We start from the raw sequence: 18461 nt of genomic DNA, 5'->3' as shown, positions 1-18461 counted from the left end.
CGCATCATCGGCTTTTTGGCGATGATCGCGACAACACCGATCCTTGCGCAGGATTTCGATGCGAGTGGACCTACAGGCCCGCGGTCAGGCCAGGAAGACGCCCAGAAGGAAATCAACCGGCTGCACGCCATCATCCGGGAACTCGAAAGCGAGATTTCCAAACTGCGCAACGAGACCACGGAGAAACAGACTTCGGCCGGCAAGAGCGACCTGATCGGCACCTGGCTCGGCAACGTCTCCTGCGGCCGGCGCCAGTTCACCATCACCTTTTCCGTCGACGAACAGTTCGGCCGGGTCGGCAAGGGAAAATGGGCCTATAGCGGTGCAGCACGCGGAACGGACGAGGCGCAGATCAGCCCGATGGCGACGGAGGACGGCCCGAATTCCTACGCCCTCGTCACCGCGCGGTCGGACACCTACGACTATGTCGTCCAGATCGACGGAAACACCATCACCGGCAAGGCCAACAACCAGAAATGCCAGATCTACCTGGAGCGCGGGTAGGCATCGAGTCGGCGCGCAATCATTATAAAAGACGGGAAAATACTGGAGCGGGTAGCGGGAATCGAACCCGCGTATTCAGCTTGGAAGGCTGCTGCTCTACCATTGAGCTATACCCGCGGGGGTCTTGATCCATCTGACAGAATGGTGGAGGGAGTTGGATTTGAACCAACGTAGGCTGAGCCAACGGATTTACAGTCCGTCCCCTTTAACCACTCGGGCATCCCTCCATATTCCGTCGGGATCAAGCGACCAGTTCGACCGGCGGGCAGTGCCTCGCGGCGGTGCCTTCGATCTGGCGGGGTATATGACGGGCGCAATTCATCCTGTCAACAAGACGTCACGGAAAAAATTACGAAAATCGCATCGTCCCCAGGCTGCGGCCGGGCCGCGCCATTTGCGCGCCGCCCCTCCCCAGCCTATAAGACCGCATGAGCAAAGACGATACCGGCGGCAAGTCCGCGAAAGACACCCATTACGCAAATCTGCGCCGGGCGCACCGCGACCAGCGGCGCGAGCGCGGCGAAATCCCGACGCCGAAGGACGACCGGCGCCGCAAGCCCGCCGACGGCTGGAAGGCGCCGGCGCTTGCCCCCGACCAGGTCCATCTCTACGGCCTGCACACGGTGCGCGCGGCCCTCGACAATCCCGAGCGGAAGATCATCAAGCTTTCGGTGAGCCTGAACGCGGCCCAGCGGCTGGAGCTGCCGGATTTCTCCACCCTGCCCTACCCGGTCGAGACCGTGCTTCCCTCCGATCTCGACAAGGTGCTCGGCCCGGAAGCCATCCACCAGGGCGTGATGCTCGAAACGCGGCCGCTGCCGGCGCGCCGGCTGGAGGCGCTGAAGGACAGCCCGCTTTTGCTGGTGCTCGACCAGGTAACGGACCCGCACAATGTCGGCGCCATCATGCGCTCCGCCGTCGCCTTCGATGCCGGCGCCGTCATCACGACGCAGCGTCACTCGCCGACCGAATCGGGCGTGTTGGCCAAGACGGCCTCCGGTGCGCTGGAGCTCATTCCCTATATCCAGGTCACCAACCTGGCGGATGCGCTGGACGAGCTGCACAAGCTCGGCTTCCTGACGATCGGCCTCGATTCGGAAGGTCCGGAACCCCTTGAAGGCGCACTGTCCGGCGAACGCATCGCGCTGGTCATGGGCTCGGAGGGCAAGGGGTTGCGCCAGAAGACGCGCGCCACCTGCAAGGTGCTCGCCCGCCTCGACATGCCCGGCGCGATCAAATCGCTCAACGTCTCGAACGCGGCAGCGATCGCGCTCTACGCCACGCAGCGCCATCTCCTGAGCTGAACGATCATCCGGCACAAAAAGGCCCGCCGGTTTCCACCGGCGGGCCTTTGCGTTGATAATGCGTTGATAAATGGTGTGTCAGCTGGCGAGCCGCAGGTTGGCGCGGCCGGAAATCGTGCGCTCGGCTTCGGAGATCGCCTCGATCTTCGAATCGGGGCTGAGGTTCAGGCCTTCGGCGCGGACGATCTCGATATCCGTGACGCCGAGGAAGCCGAGCACGGTCTTCAGGTAGCTTTCCTGGTGATCCATCACGGCCGCCGGGCCGGCGCTGTAGTGCCCGCCGCGCGTGGAGACGATGATCACCTTCTTGCCCCCTGCAAGGCCCTTCGGACCCTCTGCGCTGTAGCTGAAGGTCTTTCCGCTGACGGCGATGCGGTCGATCCAGGCCTTGAGCTGGCTCGGCAGGGAGAAATTGTACATCGGCACGCCGAGGATGATCGTGTCGGCGGCGAGGAATTCTTCGAGCACGGCAGCACTCTCGGCGACATCGGCGGCGATCTGCGCGTCGACGTCTTCCGGCTTGGCGCTGGCGGCCATCAGGTGGGCGCCGGAAAGATGCGGCAGCGGGTTGGTGACGAGGTCACGATAGGTAATGGCGGCATCCGGCTGTTCGGCCTTGATCTGGGCGGCGACGGCGGCCGTCAGGCGGCGGGATACGGAATGATCTCCGAGAATGCCGGAGTCGATGTGGAGGACGTTCATGGTTCAGCACCTTTGTTTCGGTTGGGTGCAAAACATATGTTCTGAAAACAATCGCGTGATTAGACGGCAAAAATCCAATTGACCGTTTCAAATAGGAAACAATAATAGGGGCGATCACCGGAGATGGCATCATGCAGGACCTGAACGACCTCGCGCTCTACGCCGCCGTTGTGCGGCACAAGGGGTTTACGGCGGCCGCGAACGCGCTCTCGGTGCCGAAGTCGAAGATCAGCAAGCGCATCGCCGCGCTTGAGGAGCAGCTCGGCGTGCGCCTGATCGAACGCTCCACCCGCAAGCTCGCCGTCACCGATGTCGGCCAATCCTTCTACGAGCGCTGCGAGGCGGTGCTGTCGGGCGTCGAGGCGGCGGAAGCCGTCGTCGCCGTCGCAAAGGCCGAGCCTGCCGGCACCGTGCGCATGTCGATGCCGCCGGGCTTCGCACCGATGGTCGCCGACGTGCTGCCGAGTTTCATGAAGCGCTATCCGCAGGTGCGCCTCTCCATTCTCACCACCGGCCGCCCGGTCGATCTCATCGAGGAGCGCATCGACGTCGCACTGCGCGTGCGCGACGGCTACGACACCGACCAGTCGCTGGTGGTGCGCCGCTTCGGCGGCACGCGGCGCTATCTCGCGGCGAGCCCGCGGTTCCTGGAGCGCCACGGACCGATTGATTTCGACACGATCGCCCGCATGCCGACGCTGTCCATGCAGGAGAACTCGCCGCGCGCCATCTGGACGCTCATCCATGCCAACGGCGACGTGCGCGACATCTCCCATTCGCCGGTGCTGCTCTGCTCGGATTTCAGCGTTCTGGAGCGCGCGACGATCGAGGGCGTCGGTCTCGGCATGCTGCCGGACATGCTGGTGGAGCGCGGTTTTCGCAGCGGCGTGCTGACGCCGGTGCTGCCGGAATGGTCGAGCGCCGAATCGACCGTGCACGCCGTCTTCACCTCCCGCCACGGCATGCTGCCAGCCGTGCGCGCACTCATCGACCACCTCGCGGAAAACCTGCCCCGCTCCATGCTGCGCTGCCAGGAAATCGTGCCAAGAGCCGCCACCGACAGCAACTGGTCGATCTGACCCCGGCCTTTTTGCTTTACAGCCGCGGAAAATATGCTAACTCCCTCGCAGAGTGCCCTTATAGCTCAGTTGGTAGAGCACCTGATTTGTAATCAGGGGGTCCCGGGTTCGAGTCCTGGTGGGGGCACCAACACCTTGTCTCATGTGAGACCAAGCGGTTCAATTGAAGTCGGACATTGACCTCAAGCCATTGAAATCCCAGAGTTCCCGCTTAAATCCTTGTCTCAACCGGTTCAGCTTGTCCATTCAAGCTTAGACCGATCTGCGGTATCCGGTCACGGTATCGCGGATTTTGGATGCGGAGTCATACCGTAAATGCGCCTATCTGACACCTCTGTTCGAAAAGCCAAGCTGGCTGAAAAGCCCTACAAAATCAGCGATGAGGCGGGCCTCTACGTGCCGTGAACCCAAATGGTTCCAAGCTCTGGCGGATGGATTACCAGTTTCAGAAGAAGCGGAAGACGCTGGCCATCGGCGCATACCCGGCGATCTCCCTCGCCGATGCCCATAAGCAACGGGATACAGCTCGTGAGGCACTTCAGCGCGGCGAAGACCCCAGCACGTTGAAGAAACTCGACAAACTGCGGAAGACCGAAGACGCAGCGAACACGTTCGAGGTTATTGCTGACGAGTATGTGGCAAAACGGACAAAAGAGGGTGTCGCCCAAGCGACCCTCGACAAGTTGAAGTGGATCCTGGAACAGCATGCAAAGCCGCTGCGCAAGCGTCCGATCGCGGCAATCTCCGCGATTGAGATCCTCTCTATCCTTCAGGAAATGGATAAGAGCGACCGCCGCGAGACGGCAAAACGGTTTCGATCAACGCTAGGTCGGGTTTTCCGTTATGCCGCTGCTACCGGGCGCGCCACACAGGATCCGACCGCTTTGCTGAAGGACGCGGTCACGGCGCCGACGGTCAAAAGCCACGCTGCCATTACCGACGAAAAGCAGTTCGGCGCGCTAATGGCATGTATCGACGACTACGACGGCGCGCTGCCTGTCCGTTATGCTCTGGAGTTCATCGCCCTCGTCGCCTGTCGACCCGGGGAGCTCCGCAAAGCCGAGTGGCAGGAGTTCGATATGGTAAAACGGACATGGACGATTTCCTTCTCGTTATGTGGGAACATATGCTGAGACCATCGGCATCTTTCAGCGTTCGCATTCCAACCGGCATCGTCTCATGCTGGAAATTCACCACGCTCCATCTTGAAAGTCAACTATTTGTTGATTATCCTCACGTCAATTGAACGGAGTGAGACAACGATGATCGACGCTGCACCAACCGAGGAGAACGTTTGAATCCAGAATGAGCGATGCGACAAGCATCATTGTGCCACGAAACATCTTCAAAGCAGGCTGGAATGATAGGCATGGACTCGGCAGGGAAATCAGGGAATTCGGTTTGGAAAGACATGTGTTCGACTCCTCATTTGCTATGGTCTGACTATGGCATAACGGACAGATATAATCAACTGTTTGTTGATTTCTAAATGCCCAAAATCTCGCAAATCATCGACGATTGTGCAGGCCGATTTAGCGCCGTTGCAGCCCGTTCCCGTGCGGCCCTCTTGCGAAGCTTGTCTTTCTCAGTCTGCAAGTGCTGGCTAGCCTTGCGTGCTGCTTTGGCGCATTCCGTGCAGGCCTTTGAGGCAACATAGCGCATAGCCCCTGGATGAGCTGAGCACGGGGCGCCCTCATAGAAGCGTATACCAGCGGCCTTTGCGGCTGAGCGATTGCTAGAGTCTCTCATTTCACAGTCCCCTTTAGCAGGTTGATTTGGTGCCCGATCAACATGGCATAACGGACGCATTTATTCAACTGTCTATTGAATATATAGACACGTGGTTTTGGGCTTAACGGACACATAGCGCGCATGGGCTGAGTGGTAGGCATGGCATAACGGACATGTGAACTGCAGGGCATAACGGACACATTGATCAATCAACATGGCGTTGAAAATGGGGTGGAATATGAGCGGTTGCTTGAATGGCATAACGGACAGATCGGCTTCGGGTCCTTCCTGGGCATAACGGACACCGCGGGGGCGCTGAGACCCCGGTGCGTGACAATTTCCAGTTCAATTTCGAGTTGAAGTTGGGATAAACAGCGCAAGACAACCGTAAACTTGGCGCCGAAGTGTCCTTGTGTTGCCGATTATCCCTTTGGTTTTATTGACGAACAACGCAAGCAACAGAAAACAACAGGAATATGGGAGACTTGTCATTTGAGGGTTTGGAGGGGTCAGCCCCACGGTATGGCATAACGGACACCGTTACGGGTATGGTACGACCGCCCTACGACAAAGGTTACGGAATCCCGGTTGTTTCTGTTGTTTCTGTTGCCGAGGAGTCTAACCTATTGAATCTAAAAATCTTCAACGGCAACACAAGGCGGCAACAGAACGGTTGGCTTGTGTTGCTTGTGTTGCCGCTCTGTTGCCAGCGAACCGTATGACTTCAACACGCTGTTGACAAAATTGTCTCGAAACGACATATTTACCGGCATCCACAGTGGCCATTTAATGAAGGCCCGGTGCACACCGATCAGCATACAATAAACTGGTCACATGATGATCAAACGCTGACCAATTTATTGTATGTTACCTTGATGCCAATATCTGAACCGTGTCCGAATGGTTTAAGTGTTGCTGGAACCATGTTTCGTAATCGGGGAAACATACCGGCAAGCTTGGTGAACTATGGATACACCTCAACCTGATGGGAGCGCCATGATGGCGTTCTTGGAGCGGTCTGTGGACCGCGATGGAGTCGACGATGAACCTGAAGTTCGTCGGAGACCGTTGGTTGGGTGTGTCGGCCATAGTCGCTGCCGCAGCCTTCTTCCTGGTCTCCATTTGCTTAGCAATTCTGTCGCTTGATCCAGCAAAGTTTGTGGTCGATTTCCACGGGCTGCGCGTGGAATATGAAGCGCGTCCGATCGATCGGAAAATCGACGGGGAACCTGCTGATAAAATTTCAACGCAGGATAAGGCGGATGACTGATAAACCTCGCCTCTCTAATGGGACCTGGGCCGGCATGATCGCCATGGACCTGCGTTGCATCGTCTTCTGCGGCCCGTGTGAGCGAGAGGTAGAGATCGACATGACGAAGTTTCCGCCCGACGGCAATGCGATCGGGCGGAGGTTCAAATGTGATTTCTGCGACACGCTCTGTTACCCGATCATCAGCCCCCGTAGCGCTGAGCGAGCCCGTCCGCGGGAACGACCCCGGCCCGTGCAACGACTCGACAATCCGGAATAATTCAACTAGAACGAAAAGAGAACGAAGATCTGCACATGACGCGCCCTGTTTCCCTTTTCATGATTATGCCGCCCCGCGATTTCAATGAAGATGTCGTCGAGAAGTCGCCCTACCTCGAGCACCACTTACAGCAGACTTCCCTGGCTACGACTTCAAGGTCGTGGATTTGCGTGAGGTCAAGCCGGTTGGGCCGGAACTCAGCATGCGTTTCGGAAACGGGCTGAAGTTTTCTGCGATCCCACTGATGGGGCGCACCAGCTCTGGGCCAGATGATGGCGGCTATATATGCGATATGCCCTCGCGCAGCCTGGTGGATGACATCGTGCAGGAATGCCAGTCGTTCGACTTCGAGAACACGAAGCTGCGGATCGCTTCTTAGGGCTGCTCGCCCTTGGCTTTCTGACGGTTGCCCCAGTGCCAATGGGCACAGATACGGCATTCATACACAGCGGCAGTCGGAAGCCGGGTCTGAACGCTTTCCATGGCTTGGCGAGCCTCGTCTTCGGAGAAGTAGGCGACCTTCTCCGTGCATTGACGCATCTTTCGATACCAGGAATTGGGACCTGAGCCGGTCATATGCTGGTGATCATCTCGTATTGGCGATCAAGGCGGTCGAGCTCCGCCCAGCTATTTGCTTCTTTCGCACGCCGCCAATCGGCGCGCCACTGCCACATTGCGAGGGCCGACCAGAATTCACGATCCTTCGCTCGCTCGTCGGCCTCCCCGATGCGTTTGAAAAAGTAGCGTCTGTCGATTAGCATCGCACTCTTCAACCTCAATGATGCGACCACTCTTGCGCGTATGCTAGTTTCCCATGGTTGATTGCCCAGAGAATTGCGTAGCGATGGATGTCCTTGAACGGCGACTGGCCGCCCTCAATGTTCTGGTAGCCGCGCAGTGTTAAGCCGATCGCATCAGCGATATGAGCTTGCGTGATGCCGAGCGTATGACGCAGAGCCTTCTTTACCGCCCGGCGGTAGGCGCGTTTGATGTCGTCGTGGCGTCCGTGGCTACACCCAAGACCTCGTAGGGGTTCGTCATTGATCATTCCTCATGTTGATAACACACACTACCATCATCGTAGAATAAATTCAACTTTCTGTTGATTATGCCAAATTCAGCATCTCGCTCTTGACAACGTATGCCAAATCCTACATATTTCATGTGCCTGCTTAGAAAGAGCCGGCCTCCTCTCGTGTAGCAAACGAAAGGAGTTCCACAGCAAAGGAACCGGACCAATGACCTTACGAAAAACAACCTCGACTCGAAAAGGAAATCAGTCACATGAACAAAGTAAACTTCGTTGGCTCTTCTCTGGAAGCAATTAAAGAATTTCCAGAAGAAGTGCGGCAAGAAATTGGTTTTGCAATTTATACGGCCGAATGTGGTTCACGGGCCATCAACGTAACCCCGATGCTGGGCTTTAACGGGGCCGGCGTGCTGGAAGTGATCTCAAATTTCAACAGAGATACTTACAGAGCGGTGTACACGGTCCGGTTTGGAGAAACTATCTACGTTCTCCACGCGTTTAAAAAGAAATCGGTTCGGGGGCGGGCTACGCCAAAACACGAACTGGATTTGATCAGGCAACGCCTCAGCCAGGCTGAACAAGATTATTTAGAAACGATTCAACGGAAAACGGTGCGAAGAAATGGTCGACAACAAACTTGACGACGTGAAAATCGTCGAAGGTTCGGGCGACATTTTTGCAGACCTTGGAATCCAATTGGATTCCAAGGATCGGCTCAAAATCGATATCGCTCGCAACATTTCGGCTCGGATCAATCAACGCAAGCTTACCCAAAAGGAAGCTGCTGCCATCCTGAAAACGGATCAGGCTCGGATCTCTAAGATTACTCGTGGCAAACTCGATGAGTTCACGATTGATCGCTTGGTCAACTATCTCACTGAGCTGGGCATCGACATCGATGTTCGCCTCAGTGACTCTGAAGGCCCGCGCGGGAGTGTAACCGTAGCCGCATTTGGCTGAGTTCTCATTCCCGCACCATCAACATTTTGTTGATTTTATATTCCGAGATCATCATGCTCGCTCGGAATATTGAAGATCGGTTCCAGCGGGCCACCGATCGAACCATCTCTCCGATAGGCCCGCTGCTTCCCATAAGCCCCTACCCTCACACCGACCGGCGTCCACTCCTTGATGAGCTTCATGGCTTTCCCCAAGGTCCTAGACATGGTCTCGTTGTACTGGTCGCGCGGCTTCGCGAGGCATTCGACCCATATCTGCATGAGGGACACTTCGTTTCGGCGAACTGATGTCGATCGAATCAACGTTGCAGACGATCAGCCAAAAGCGCCTGCCGCCCGTCGGGTCTCGCAGGTATTCCGCGTCATTCGTTGAGCCGATGAAAATACACTGGCGCTTGAAGAGCTTTCCGCGCTTGTCATAGGCAAGGCGGACCTTGTCGTGGTCGGCAGAAAAAAGAGCCTTGATCGCCTGGATTTCCGCCTTGCCGAAGCCGGAGAGTTCCGGGATTTCGAGGATCCATGCACCCTGCATTTTCTCGACGAGTTGCTTGCGATCGTGCAGGTCGCCCTCGAGCTCAACGAACCAGTTCTTCGCCAGCGTCTTGATGAAGGTGGATTTCCGCTTGCCCTGGAGGCCTTCGAGAATCACCACGAAGCCCAATATTATACTTGCCGTACCCATCTGGCGAAACGGAGCTGTCTAAGCTATGACTAGGCACGAACAGTTTTGCTGGGGAGCGGAAGACATGGCTTTGGCAGGAGTAAACTTGGATGCTTTGATTCCAAGGGAGGATTTCGCTGCCGCGTCAGCACCATCTAAAGGAACCCCGACCGGTACAATCAGTTTTGGCCTGTTAAAAGACGACTTTTTTGCTCAAAGCTTGCGAAAGCCAGACTTTCAACGGGAGACTTCGAATTGGACTCCTCAAAAAATAGTCGAGCTTATAGCTGCTTTCCTAGATGGGGACCTAATCCCGGCAATTATTCTTTGGCGATCTGGGCAATATGTATTTGTGATTGACGGCGCACATCGCGTCAGTGCTTTGCTCTCTTGGATATATGATGACTATGGAGATCGCTCGCGTTCATTGAATTTTTTTCAGAACCAAATTCCCGAGGAGCAACTGAAGCTTGCTGAACAAACTAGAAGGCTGGTCGATGAACAAATTGGCACCTATGCTTCATACTTGGACGCAAATCGTACTCCTTTTTTGACGGACAAGATGAAGGAACGACTTGGAATGATGAATTCCAACTCGTTTATCGCTCAGTGGGTTCCGGCCGTCGATGCCGCAGGCGCTGAGAACTCCTTCTTCAAGATAAACCAAGCGCCAACGCCGGTTGATCCGGTCGAGAAACGCATCTTGCGTTCACGCAGTTCAGCAGTGGCTATTGCCACACGCGCAATTAACCGAGGGGGAACGGGACACAGTTATTGGGAGCGCTTCCCCAAAGAAACTCAGGAAAAAATCGTGGAGGCAGGAAAAGCCATTCACGATGCATTGTATTTGCCCCCGATGGGCGGCTTGCCAATCAAAACTTCTGACGTTCCCGTCGGTGGGCGGGGTTACAGCTCTTTGCCGTTCGTTTTCGATCTCGTCAGCCTAGTAAACAACATCGGACCTAAAGACCCGCTGCCAAAGGATGACGAAGGCAACCAAACCGTAAGCTTCATAAACGAGGTCCGAAAAAGAGTAGAAAGAATTACGACAAGCCAGCCCCAAAGCCTTGGGCTTCATCCGCTGGTATATTTTTATACAAGAGGCGGCGCGTTCCAGCCTATAGCCTTTCTCGCCGTAATGCAGGTGATAAACAGGTTAATTGATCGCAATAAGTTGGATGACTTCATAAAAGTGCGTCGTACATTCGAAGAATTCTTGGTTACCTATAAAGAAGCCTTTACCCTCATCGTGAAACGCCAAGGTGCTGGGCACAGAAGCCGCCCGGCTTTAGAAACTTTCCTAGAGACTTCGATGCAGGGACTTTTTGACGGAAAGAAAAGTGCAGAAATCATCGAAAGCTTGTCTAGCGACAACAGATTTAGCTTTTTCGCCACTCCAGCACCTATTCGAAGCGCTGAAACGAATTCCTCAGGCCGATTTAATCGACAGGTTAAGACCGCGACGTTTGTATCTGAACTGCTGCAAAATGGGGTTAGGTGCGGAATATGCGGCGGCCTCCTGCATCGAAACTCCATACAAACGGATCACATTAAACGCAGGGAAGATGGAGGTGATGCGAATCCAGGCAACGCGCAACTGTCTCACCCCTATTGCAATAGCGGCTTCAAGGCTTGATAGGTGGAATAACGGCGTTGATAGCTAGGTCGAACGATTTATCATCATGCTCTGCACCGAGCATCCGAGCGGTTTCCTTAAACCGCTCGGATTGCTCTTTATCCGTCATCTTCGAAGAGCCAGCCTTGCCGTTCTTCGCCCGATTTTTCTTCGATAGGGATGGTCGGGACTCGGACGATTGTCCGTTGTCTTGACCGATATTTGCTTGGCTTTTCGATGCCATAGGGCTTACCCCCTTGCACTAGTCGTTTCATAGGTGAGCCGCTTGCCAACTACCCCGTCAAGGATCAAGCCAGCGCGGGCCTCGTCGTTCACGCCGTGGCCAACGCGGCGGTTGTGGCGGAAATCGAACTCAGCAAGATAGCGATGCAGGTGCTTTTCGGCGCAATGTTGATAGGTGCCCCGCATACCGCGCTTGAAGACCGAGAAATAGTTCTCGATGGTGTTGGAGTGAATGGCCTTGTCGCCTTCGTAGCGGACGTATTCCTTCGCTGAATGCTTGGTTGACTGATGGTCAGAGAAGGTCTTGCCGACAACCTCATAGAGGCGGCTTTCATCGGTGTAGAGTACGCTTTCCACAGCCACGTTCTGACTAACAAGTTCCGCCACGTTTTCTTTGTTCGCCTGCGCGACATGGAAGGTGCGAACGTTGCCGCCGCGCTCGATAAGGCCAAGGATAGCGCGCTTATGTGACGGTCCAGATTTTCCTCCCTTGGTGAAGGGCTTGCCAGTGGTGGTGGCGGTCGGACTTGGGCCGGACTTCTTGCCGTAATAGGTTTCATCTGCTTCGACGGTCTTTCCTGCACCGCCAATCGGCCCAAGCTTGCCTTCGCGCATTGCCTCGCGGATGCGATGTGACATGAACCACGCGGTCTTCAGGGTGACACCCAAGGTGCGGTGAAGCTGGTTGGAGCTAATGCCCTTCTTGGAAGAAGCAATGAGGAAGATTGCCTGAAGCCACAGGTGAAGTTTGACATGGCTACTTTCGAAGATGGTGCCGACCTTTACGGTGAAGGGCTTACGGCACTGATAGCACTTATAGGTGCCGATGCGGGTGCTGTTACCCTTCATTGCGCTGATACGCTCGACACCGCCGCAATGCGGGCAAACCGGGCCATTCGGCCAAACGCGCTTTTCAACAAAACGGTAGGCTACGGCTTCATCGTGAAAGTGGCGGTCTGAAAGAATGGACATTAGCCTAACTCCTTGTGATTATTTTGTATCACAAGGATTTGGGTACGGCAAGTATAATATTAGGCCACGAAGTCGAACTTGTGACCCGGTTCGAACACGCGCGTGACGCCGCCGATCATCATCATTCTCGCGATGGCGCGGGTGTAGGCGGTGTCGGGCGCGCCCAGGTATTTGACAAAGAGCTGCTCCATGCGCGGGATGCCATCCCATTTCAGATCGCGCAGGAAGTCCCTTACCGGATGGAAGGCGCGCTTGGCGGCCGCGAGATCAATCGCCGACTTCAGGTCCCGGTCCGTCACCTTCATGCCGTATCCGGGCTTCCCCTTCCCGTGCGGCGCCTCGATCATTGCCCTCACCATATTGTCGTGCCGGTCCGTCCACATGTCGCCATTGAAGCGATCCAGCACCTCGACCCGAGGAATGATCTTCATGTTCGATCGAATGGGATGCCGCGACACCGGCTCCTGGATGAAATCGTTGAGCTCCACGACGCCCTTCAGGCGCGGGTCGTTTTGGATGATGATGGCGAGGTTGGGAAGGGTCGGCTTGATGAGGCCCGCGCTGTCGGTCTCCAGGTCAGTCAACCATTCCGCCTTCGAACTTTCTTTCGGCGTGTCGTCGAACAGGTCGTCGAACTCGCTTTTGACCGCAGATTTTGGTGTATTCGCCATATCGTCGGAGTCGTCGACGTCGTCGAAAATGGCCTCAAGGTCATACTGCGCCGCGCGCATCTGGTCGACCATCGTCTTCAAAACCGAACAGGTCTTCCAGATTCGTCATTTGGCGAAATTCTCCATGAGGTTGATGAGGCCACCGTAGCCGAGTTGGATTTCAAATTCAACAAACAGTTGACATAATCAACCCGCCGTGTTTTATTCTGCCCAACGTTACCGATGACGGAAGCGTCCAACCCTGAACGGAGACATCCATGAGCCTCGAAGCTGCAATCGAGAAACTGAACGGCAACATCGAAAACGGTCGTCACCGCCGTAGCCCTTGTAGATGTCGTAGATATCATCTCCACCTGCCATAAGGAGTTGAACGCCGATGTGCCCCGACTTCTGCAACGCGGCGAGATCTTCCAATTCAACACCGCCGTTGAAGGTTACCCTTCTCTCCTCGTTTTCGCTGTCTGAGTCCGCTCTGAAAATCCAGTTGATTTCCGTGATGGTGCCGGAGATGATACCGTTCTCATTCGTAAACGTGCCGGTATAATTAACTGTCGTGGAATTGAGAGCATTCGGGTCCGTGCCTGCCACCGAGAACGTGACCATACCGGTCGAAAATACGACGTTCTGGTAATTCGAGAGCAAGAACAGGGATAGCTCAGCGTTTGACTTGATCACGGCCATAGTAATTCCTCCAACGCGCTTCAACCCCAGCGCTACTAGCTTTGACACAAAACGGCACACGGTTGGGAAGTCAATCCGGACGGTATTATTGGTGTTTTCCGTTAATCGAACGACTAATATACCCGTCTCATTCTGAGACACATTCGGCCCACTTCAGCACAGTTGTCATAAATAAACACACGGTTTATTTATCTACTTAAAGTGTATTTCACCTATTTAGGGTTTTTTTCTTGATTTCCCCCTAATTTGTTGACATCGCGCCGAAGTCCTTATTTATATCTTCAACATCGAGTTGAATTAATTGAGGACCCCGATGATCGCGAAAGCCAGTGAGACTGCACCGCGCGTAATTCGCGACAAGGATTTCGCCATCCGCATCGAGAAGGCCTGCGAGAACCACGCGCACGCGCCATCCGGACACGGCCGCCAGAGATGGCTGCGCGATGAGCTCTTGGCTAAGTTCAACGAAAAGGTCAGCCCGGAAGCGGTGCGCAAATGGTTTGCTGGCGAGGCCCGCCCGCGTCCAAAAATCATGGCGAAGGTCGCACAAGCGCTCGAGGTCGATGAAGCCTGGCTGTCGTTGGGCATAACACCCACGCAGACAGTTCGCGAGAAGAAGCGGCAAAACGCCATGGCTCACGGCGCCGTCAACTTTATCGCCGGCCTCTTCCAGCTCTCAGGGGGCAACATCGCCTTCCCCGACACCGCCGACAAGGGATTTGATTTCCAGGCGATCGTGGGCGGCAAATCGTACCTTGTGGAAGTGAAGTATGCCCCGAAGATTGACAAGGTGAAACTCGCGCTGAATAGCCGAGCGGACCAGGATCGCCTCGTTCTGCTCGTCGCCGGCAGCGGCCTCGCTCTGAGCAATTTCGACATCTATCGGATCGACGGCGACGTCTTGCAAAAGCACGGGCACGCACGGGGTGGATTTACTGAACTCGATCTTGATTTCCAGCGCGGTGTCTTCCACGTCGGGGACGACAAGCTTCCGATAATCAAAGACTTCAGCAAGTTGTCTGGCCGCTGATCGACCTACGGTATCAAACTACGGTATCGCCCAAGATCGACGTTCTGAATTCTGACTATTTTGCGATACGTTACCGGATTTAAAGCGGGTCCTGGTGGGGGCACCATTTTCCTGAAGTTTTTAATTTTATTTCAGGCCGCTAGATTGCTTTAGATTGCATCCATTCCACCTATTGGCCACGCTGACGCTCGGCAAGAAACTCTCCTGCCTGCTCTTTAAACAATCGACCTCAGCTATAAGATTGTTGAACCGCGCCCTGTCGGGGCGCGGTTCTTTCGACTAATCAATGGAATTGATCATCGGGCCTTCAAGCCCTCGGCTGTTCCAGAGCAAGTAAGCGCTTGTCGAGTTCCGTCGCTTTGGCAATCAGATGTGGTACAAGCCGTTCATACATAACGCCTTCGGCAACCGGCGTTGCTAAGGAAACGACGATTTCCTCAACGTTGCCATCAACATCCTCGAAGACAGTTTCGTTCGTGCGCCAGTGAACAAGGCGCGGATCCACTTCCGCAACCTCTTCCGCGATCAGCCCGTAGTAGGACCACTGAGGATTGTCGCCGGCGCACTTCGAACGATACCAAACAGGGCGCAGCTTGGTGATCAGATCGCTATTCGCTTTGTCCAGGTCCTCGACATCGGTCTTGTACTTGGCCGACGAGGTGGAGCGCCCAAGAACGTTACCCGCCGTGACAGTAACGTTCGCGGATGACGCCGTAGTGTTTGCATATACGCCACCGCTCGGCACAACGAGCGAGGTTGCATTGCCGTTGGTGCGGATACGAACACCCGCACCCGCTGCGCCACGCAAATCAAGCTCGCCGGAATTCGAGTGGACGTTGCCGCCCACATTGATGCCGATGTTATCAGCGTCGATATTGCCAGCCGGAGGCGTTCCACCACCGCTCATGTAAGCAGGCGCAAAGACGTTCGACGTCGTGCCGCTGATCGACAACGGAGCCGAGCGCGCAATGGCGTTGACACCTCCGCCGATGCAGATGTCAGCCAGTGTACCCGCCGTACGTTCCAGACGGACACCGTAACCCGTCGAACCGTAGATTGCGGCGTTGTCCACCGAAACATAGCGGATCGAACCGGAGCCCGAATTACGCATTTTGACAAGTGACGTAAGGCCCGAGTTGCCGGTCACTCCGTTGATGACGATGGCGGACACAGCGGCAGCGCCCGTGTTCTCAATCGACACGCCTGCGTCGGCCGCGCTGGACGGAACGCCAATAACGTCACTAATATTCACCATGCTGATAGCGCCGACCGCCGCTTTGATCCGGACGGGTACTGCATCTTCCGTCGTCTTCACGCCGGAAACACGGATTTCCGTCATGGACGCAGCATTGCCGTTGCCGATCAGGACGACGGTTTCCGGACCATACGTGGTGCCGTCAGCGTCGATATCTTCGATGACGTGGCGGCTGCCACCAGCCAGCCAGATCAACGAGCTGCCCGCTCCGGGCGCTGCGCCATAGTTCCAAACTGCGGACACTTGCTTAGCCGTGAAGTCATTGCCCGCCGCCTTGATAATGGTATGCGTTCCCCACCCGCGAATATCTTCGACGGAGCAACCGAGGTGCTCCAGCATATCGATGAGGATGCCCGTGCGCGCGCCCTGCTCGTCGGGGTGCTGTTCGAACTGAACGCCCGTGATGCGGACGGCATCGCCTGCGGCTTCGAGGGCGGTGTAACCCTGCCCCTTCAGGTCGAAGATCGTACGGCGTGTGCCTGCACCGCGCAGATGGATGCCACGCGGAATGGTAATCTTGCCGTCAATATAGTAGCTGCCGACATCAAGTTCGAAAATGCCTTCGCGGTCCTGCCCCTGATAGATGGACAGCGCCTTGTTGAGCGCCGCCGTCACCAGTGCGCTTGAGGCCGTTGCGCCCACAGGGAACACGCCAAACCACGCCGCATGTACGATCTTGCTGTCTTCGCCAATCTCGCCGTCAATGCGGAGCTTGTAGTTGCCCGCGCCGCGGAAGGAATGCTGCTTGGGAGAGTCGATGCGATTGGTGATGGTAATCGTCTGGCCAGAACCCGTCGTCACCGCGCCGCCTGGCAGGAAGAAGATCGGTACGTCAATCGTCATCGTGCTGAGGGCATAGACGCCCTCGGGAAAGACGACATAACCGACATCCGCGGCCATGGCGGCGAAGGCCGTGTTATTGTTCGTCGTGCCGTCGCCGACGCCACTATAGTCGAGAAGAGACTTGATCAAGGGCATGTTTTAAAGTCCTTTACAAACGTGCCGAGGCACTATTGCTTCCAAATTCCAAGAGCGAGCGACGTTTGAAGATTGGTCGCTCTTAGACGCGAAAACCCACTTGCTGGCTTTTCCAGCCCAAGGTCTGATCGCTCATGAAATTTACAGCCGCCTGATGAGGCGGGGACGTTCATGCTCCGATTTTTAATGACGGGTTGAAAATTGGAGCGACGGACGAATCTCACAGGAGGGATCGTCAATAGATCGCCAAGATGTAGGTAACGCGCGTTTCAGTGCACTGCATCGGGCTAATCGCGAGCTCATTTATCGGGGCCGGGCCGAGCCACATGAGTGGGCCACCTTGCTATGGATTTTCCCCGCTGGATCTTCCTATCCCACCCGTCTTTAGGGTTCTGATGTATAACGCCGGGGCATCCATCCGAGTGCTTGCGCGGAACGAAACTCTTTAAGAGAGCGCTGTGAATTTGTTCGGCCGGCCTGCCAAACCAATCACCTTGTTGGTCGATCTTTAGAATCGCGGTCGACGCCAATTTGACGTTCGCTCCGCAACGTAAAAACGAAACTATGATTGAAAGTTGTCCTCCAACACCGCTATGCACCTGCTCCATCCTCACCTAGAAATCCGTGTGAGGCCACGCAAAGGAGAGCGCGATGGGCAATTGGAGGCCGACGGGAGGGAAGGATACGCTTCTGGATGCCCGGCTGAATACGGGGAGCTGGAACGGGAAGCCGATCTACATTCATGTTACATCGCAGGAAGGGCATACCGGCATCGATACGGCCGGCAAGATCAATGCCACGCCGAAGAAGGACCGGAGAGGACCGGCGGCCAAGAAAGGCATATATCTCAATCCGGTCCAGCAGACGCTTTGCCCGAGCGAAGCCTTCACCCTGCTTTTCTTCGAGGAAGAGAAATATCGCAACAGCGCGACCCATTGCTTCGTTTTTTCATTCCTGAAGCAACCAGGCGCCAGCTCCTTCAAGGAAGATGACATATCCAACGGCAGTTGGGTTAAGGAGCTGATCTACTTCGACAACATCACCTATTCGCAAATCGACATCCTGTATAAAGGCCCAAATCCCTTTGCCGCCCTGCGGCTCCAAAATCACCCGAACCCCAAGGTTCAAGCGGCATTCGGCTGACGCTTTGCGGGGTTTCTTGCCGCGCCGGGCGGACTGGCCTATAGGCGTTCATGACAAGGCCGGTATGCCCTAAGGGCTGGCAGCGGCGCGGCAGCATTTTGCGGAGGTATGGACGTGGCGGCAGGCAAAGACGCGGTTTCGAAGGTAACGGTCGAAAAGCGCATCGACGGAAAGTACTTCTTCACGCTCACCTTCCGCGGCGTCACCTATCCGGTCAAGGGTCCGTTCGCCAATCCGATGCTGGCGGCTGCCGCCGGCCAGGCCACGCTCAAGGCGATGGAAGCGCGGGCCGGAGCGCCCAAGGCCTGACGGGCACGCCCGTTACAACGAGACTGTCATATTTTTCAGATGCGCATGCCGTAAAGGCATGCGAC

The 18461-nt window shown here is 55.8% G+C and carries 22 protein-coding genes and 3 tRNA genes; 13 read left to right on the top strand and 12 right to left on the bottom strand.

The window, feature by feature from the left end; all coding sequences use genetic code 11:
* Positions 1-21 precede the first annotated feature (21 nt).
* Positions 22-504 carry a hypothetical protein gene (locus AC1RWL_RS19790; protein WP_493096249.1) on the top strand — a complete coding sequence of 161 codons (483 nt, stop codon included), beginning with the start codon at positions 22-24 and terminating at the stop codon, positions 502-504.
* Between the two features lie 43 nt (positions 505-547).
* Here AC1RWL_RS19790 and AC1RWL_RS19785 read toward each other — a convergent pair.
* Positions 548-621 (bottom strand) — tRNA-Gly (locus AC1RWL_RS19785).
* A gap of 25 nt (positions 622-646) precedes the next feature.
* Positions 647-731 (bottom strand) — tRNA-Tyr (locus tag AC1RWL_RS19780).
* A gap of 201 nt (positions 732-932) precedes the next feature.
* On the opposite strand from AC1RWL_RS19780, the gene rlmB reads away from it, so the two are divergent.
* A complete protein-coding gene (gene rlmB, locus AC1RWL_RS19775) occupies positions 933-1808 on the top strand; it encodes a 23S rRNA (guanosine(2251)-2'-O)-methyltransferase RlmB (RefSeq protein ID WP_493096250.1) in 876 nt (291 codons plus the stop codon).
* A gap of 78 nt (positions 1809-1886) precedes the next feature.
* Here rlmB and AC1RWL_RS19770 read toward each other — a convergent pair whose 3' ends face one another.
* Positions 1887-2510, bottom strand: coding sequence for an FMN-dependent NADH-azoreductase (locus AC1RWL_RS19770; protein WP_493096251.1), 624 nt, complete (start codon positions 2508-2510; stop codon positions 1887-1889).
* A 131-nt stretch (positions 2511-2641) separates the two neighbouring features.
* On the opposite strand from AC1RWL_RS19770, the gene AC1RWL_RS19765 reads away from it, so the two are divergent.
* The 5 genes from AC1RWL_RS19765 to AC1RWL_RS19745 all read left to right on the top strand — a co-directional run bounded on the left by AC1RWL_RS19765 (position 2642) and on the right by AC1RWL_RS19745 (position 7228).
* Complete coding sequence (locus AC1RWL_RS19765) at positions 2642-3589, top strand: LysR family transcriptional regulator (protein WP_493096252.1); 948 nt, start codon at positions 2642-2644, stop codon at positions 3587-3589.
* A gap of 54 nt (positions 3590-3643) precedes the next feature.
* Positions 3644-3719: transfer RNA gene (locus AC1RWL_RS19760), tRNA-Thr, on the top strand.
* 271 nt (positions 3720-3990) lie between these two features.
* Positions 3991-4722 (top strand): tyrosine-type recombinase/integrase, encoded by a 732-nt coding sequence (locus AC1RWL_RS19755; protein ID WP_493096253.1) that lies wholly within the window; start codon positions 3991-3993, stop codon positions 4720-4722.
* A gap of 1640 nt (positions 4723-6362) precedes the next feature.
* A complete protein-coding gene (locus AC1RWL_RS19750) occupies positions 6363-6590 on the top strand; it encodes a hypothetical protein (RefSeq protein ID WP_493096254.1) in 228 nt (75 codons plus the stop codon).
* Between the two features lie 419 nt (positions 6591-7009).
* A complete protein-coding gene (locus AC1RWL_RS19745) occupies positions 7010-7228 on the top strand; it encodes a hypothetical protein (RefSeq protein WP_493158451.1) in 219 nt (72 codons plus the stop codon).
* A 193-nt stretch (positions 7229-7421) separates the two neighbouring features.
* Here AC1RWL_RS19745 and AC1RWL_RS19740 read toward each other — a convergent pair whose 3' ends face one another.
* Entirely contained in the window at positions 7422-7610 is a 189-nt protein-coding gene (locus AC1RWL_RS19740) for a hypothetical protein (protein WP_493096256.1), read from the bottom strand.
* A 14-nt stretch (positions 7611-7624) separates the two neighbouring features.
* Positions 7625-7897, bottom strand: a complete 273-nt coding sequence (locus tag AC1RWL_RS19735) for a hypothetical protein (RefSeq protein ID WP_493096257.1) — start codon at positions 7895-7897, stop codon at positions 7625-7627.
* 236 nt (positions 7898-8133) lie between these two features.
* On the opposite strand from AC1RWL_RS19735, the gene AC1RWL_RS19730 reads away from it, so the two are divergent.
* The gene (locus AC1RWL_RS19730; RefSeq protein ID WP_493096258.1) at positions 8134-8520 is read left to right on the top strand and encodes a type II toxin-antitoxin system RelE/ParE family toxin; all 387 of its coding nucleotides are present in this window, start codon (positions 8134-8136) and stop codon (positions 8518-8520) included.
* Positions 8501-8839, top strand: coding sequence for a helix-turn-helix domain-containing protein (locus AC1RWL_RS19725; RefSeq protein ID WP_493096259.1), 339 nt, complete (start codon positions 8501-8503; stop codon positions 8837-8839). The genes AC1RWL_RS19730 and AC1RWL_RS19725 overlap by 20 nt, the downstream gene beginning before the upstream one ends.
* 35 nt (positions 8840-8874) lie before the next feature.
* Here AC1RWL_RS19725 and AC1RWL_RS19720 read toward each other — a convergent pair whose 3' ends face one another.
* Both AC1RWL_RS19720 and AC1RWL_RS19715 read right to left on the bottom strand, forming a co-directional pair.
* On the bottom strand, positions 8875-9021 hold the full coding sequence (locus AC1RWL_RS19720; protein WP_493096260.1) for a hypothetical protein: 147 nt from the start codon (positions 9019-9021) through the stop codon (positions 8875-8877).
* A gap of 16 nt (positions 9022-9037) precedes the next feature.
* Positions 9038-9490, bottom strand: a complete 453-nt coding sequence (locus AC1RWL_RS19715) for a VapE domain-containing protein (protein WP_493096261.1) — start codon at positions 9488-9490, stop codon at positions 9038-9040.
* Between the two features lie 94 nt (positions 9491-9584).
* Here AC1RWL_RS19715 and AC1RWL_RS19710 point away from each other — a divergent pair, with 94 nt between their 5' ends.
* A complete protein-coding gene (locus AC1RWL_RS19710; RefSeq protein ID WP_493096262.1) occupies positions 9585-11135 on the top strand; it encodes a GmrSD restriction endonuclease domain-containing protein in 1551 nt (516 codons plus the stop codon).
* Here the strand turns inward: AC1RWL_RS19710 and AC1RWL_RS19705 are convergent.
* The 4 genes from AC1RWL_RS19705 to AC1RWL_RS19690 form a co-directional block, all read right to left on the bottom strand.
* Entirely contained in the window at positions 11125-11358 is a 234-nt protein-coding gene (locus AC1RWL_RS19705) for a hypothetical protein (protein ID WP_493096263.1), read from the bottom strand. The two genes, AC1RWL_RS19710 and AC1RWL_RS19705, sit on opposite strands and share 11 nt — an antisense overlap.
* A 5-nt stretch (positions 11359-11363) precedes the next feature.
* Positions 11364-12329 (bottom strand): IS1595 family transposase, encoded by a 966-nt coding sequence (locus AC1RWL_RS19700; RefSeq protein WP_493096264.1) that lies wholly within the window; start codon positions 12327-12329, stop codon positions 11364-11366.
* Positions 12330-12388: 59 nt separating this feature from the next.
* Positions 12389-13072, bottom strand: coding sequence for a VapE domain-containing protein (locus AC1RWL_RS19695; protein ID WP_493096383.1), 684 nt, complete (start codon positions 13070-13072; stop codon positions 12389-12391).
* A 144-nt stretch (positions 13073-13216) separates the two neighbouring features.
* Positions 13217-13681 (bottom strand): hypothetical protein, encoded by a 465-nt coding sequence (locus AC1RWL_RS19690; RefSeq protein ID WP_493096265.1) that lies wholly within the window; start codon positions 13679-13681, stop codon positions 13217-13219.
* A gap of 313 nt (positions 13682-13994) precedes the next feature.
* Between AC1RWL_RS19690 and AC1RWL_RS19685 the strand changes: the two genes are divergently transcribed.
* Positions 13995-14711 carry a helix-turn-helix domain-containing protein gene (locus AC1RWL_RS19685; protein WP_493096266.1) on the top strand — a complete coding sequence of 239 codons (717 nt, stop codon included), beginning with the start codon at positions 13995-13997 and terminating at the stop codon, positions 14709-14711.
* A gap of 307 nt (positions 14712-15018) precedes the next feature.
* On the opposite strand, the gene AC1RWL_RS19680 is transcribed toward AC1RWL_RS19685, so the two are convergent.
* Positions 15019-16944, bottom strand: a complete 1926-nt coding sequence (locus AC1RWL_RS19680) for a tail fiber domain-containing protein (protein ID WP_493096267.1) — start codon at positions 16942-16944, stop codon at positions 15019-15021.
* Positions 16945-17595: 651 nt separating this feature from the next.
* Here AC1RWL_RS19680 and AC1RWL_RS19675 point away from each other — a divergent pair.
* Positions 17596-18087: a hypothetical protein gene (locus AC1RWL_RS19675; protein ID WP_493096268.1), complete on the top strand. Its 492-nt coding sequence runs from the start codon at positions 17596-17598 to the stop codon at positions 18085-18087.
* Between the two features lie 114 nt (positions 18088-18201).
* On the top strand, positions 18202-18396 hold the full coding sequence (locus AC1RWL_RS19670) for a hypothetical protein (protein WP_493096269.1): 195 nt from the start codon (positions 18202-18204) through the stop codon (positions 18394-18396).
* The last annotated feature ends 65 nt before the right edge of the window (positions 18397-18461 follow it).

This window comes from Shinella sp. GW821-FHT10F02 (genome assembly GCF_058809275.1).
This window is presented reverse-complemented; position numbering and strand designations above follow the sequence as displayed.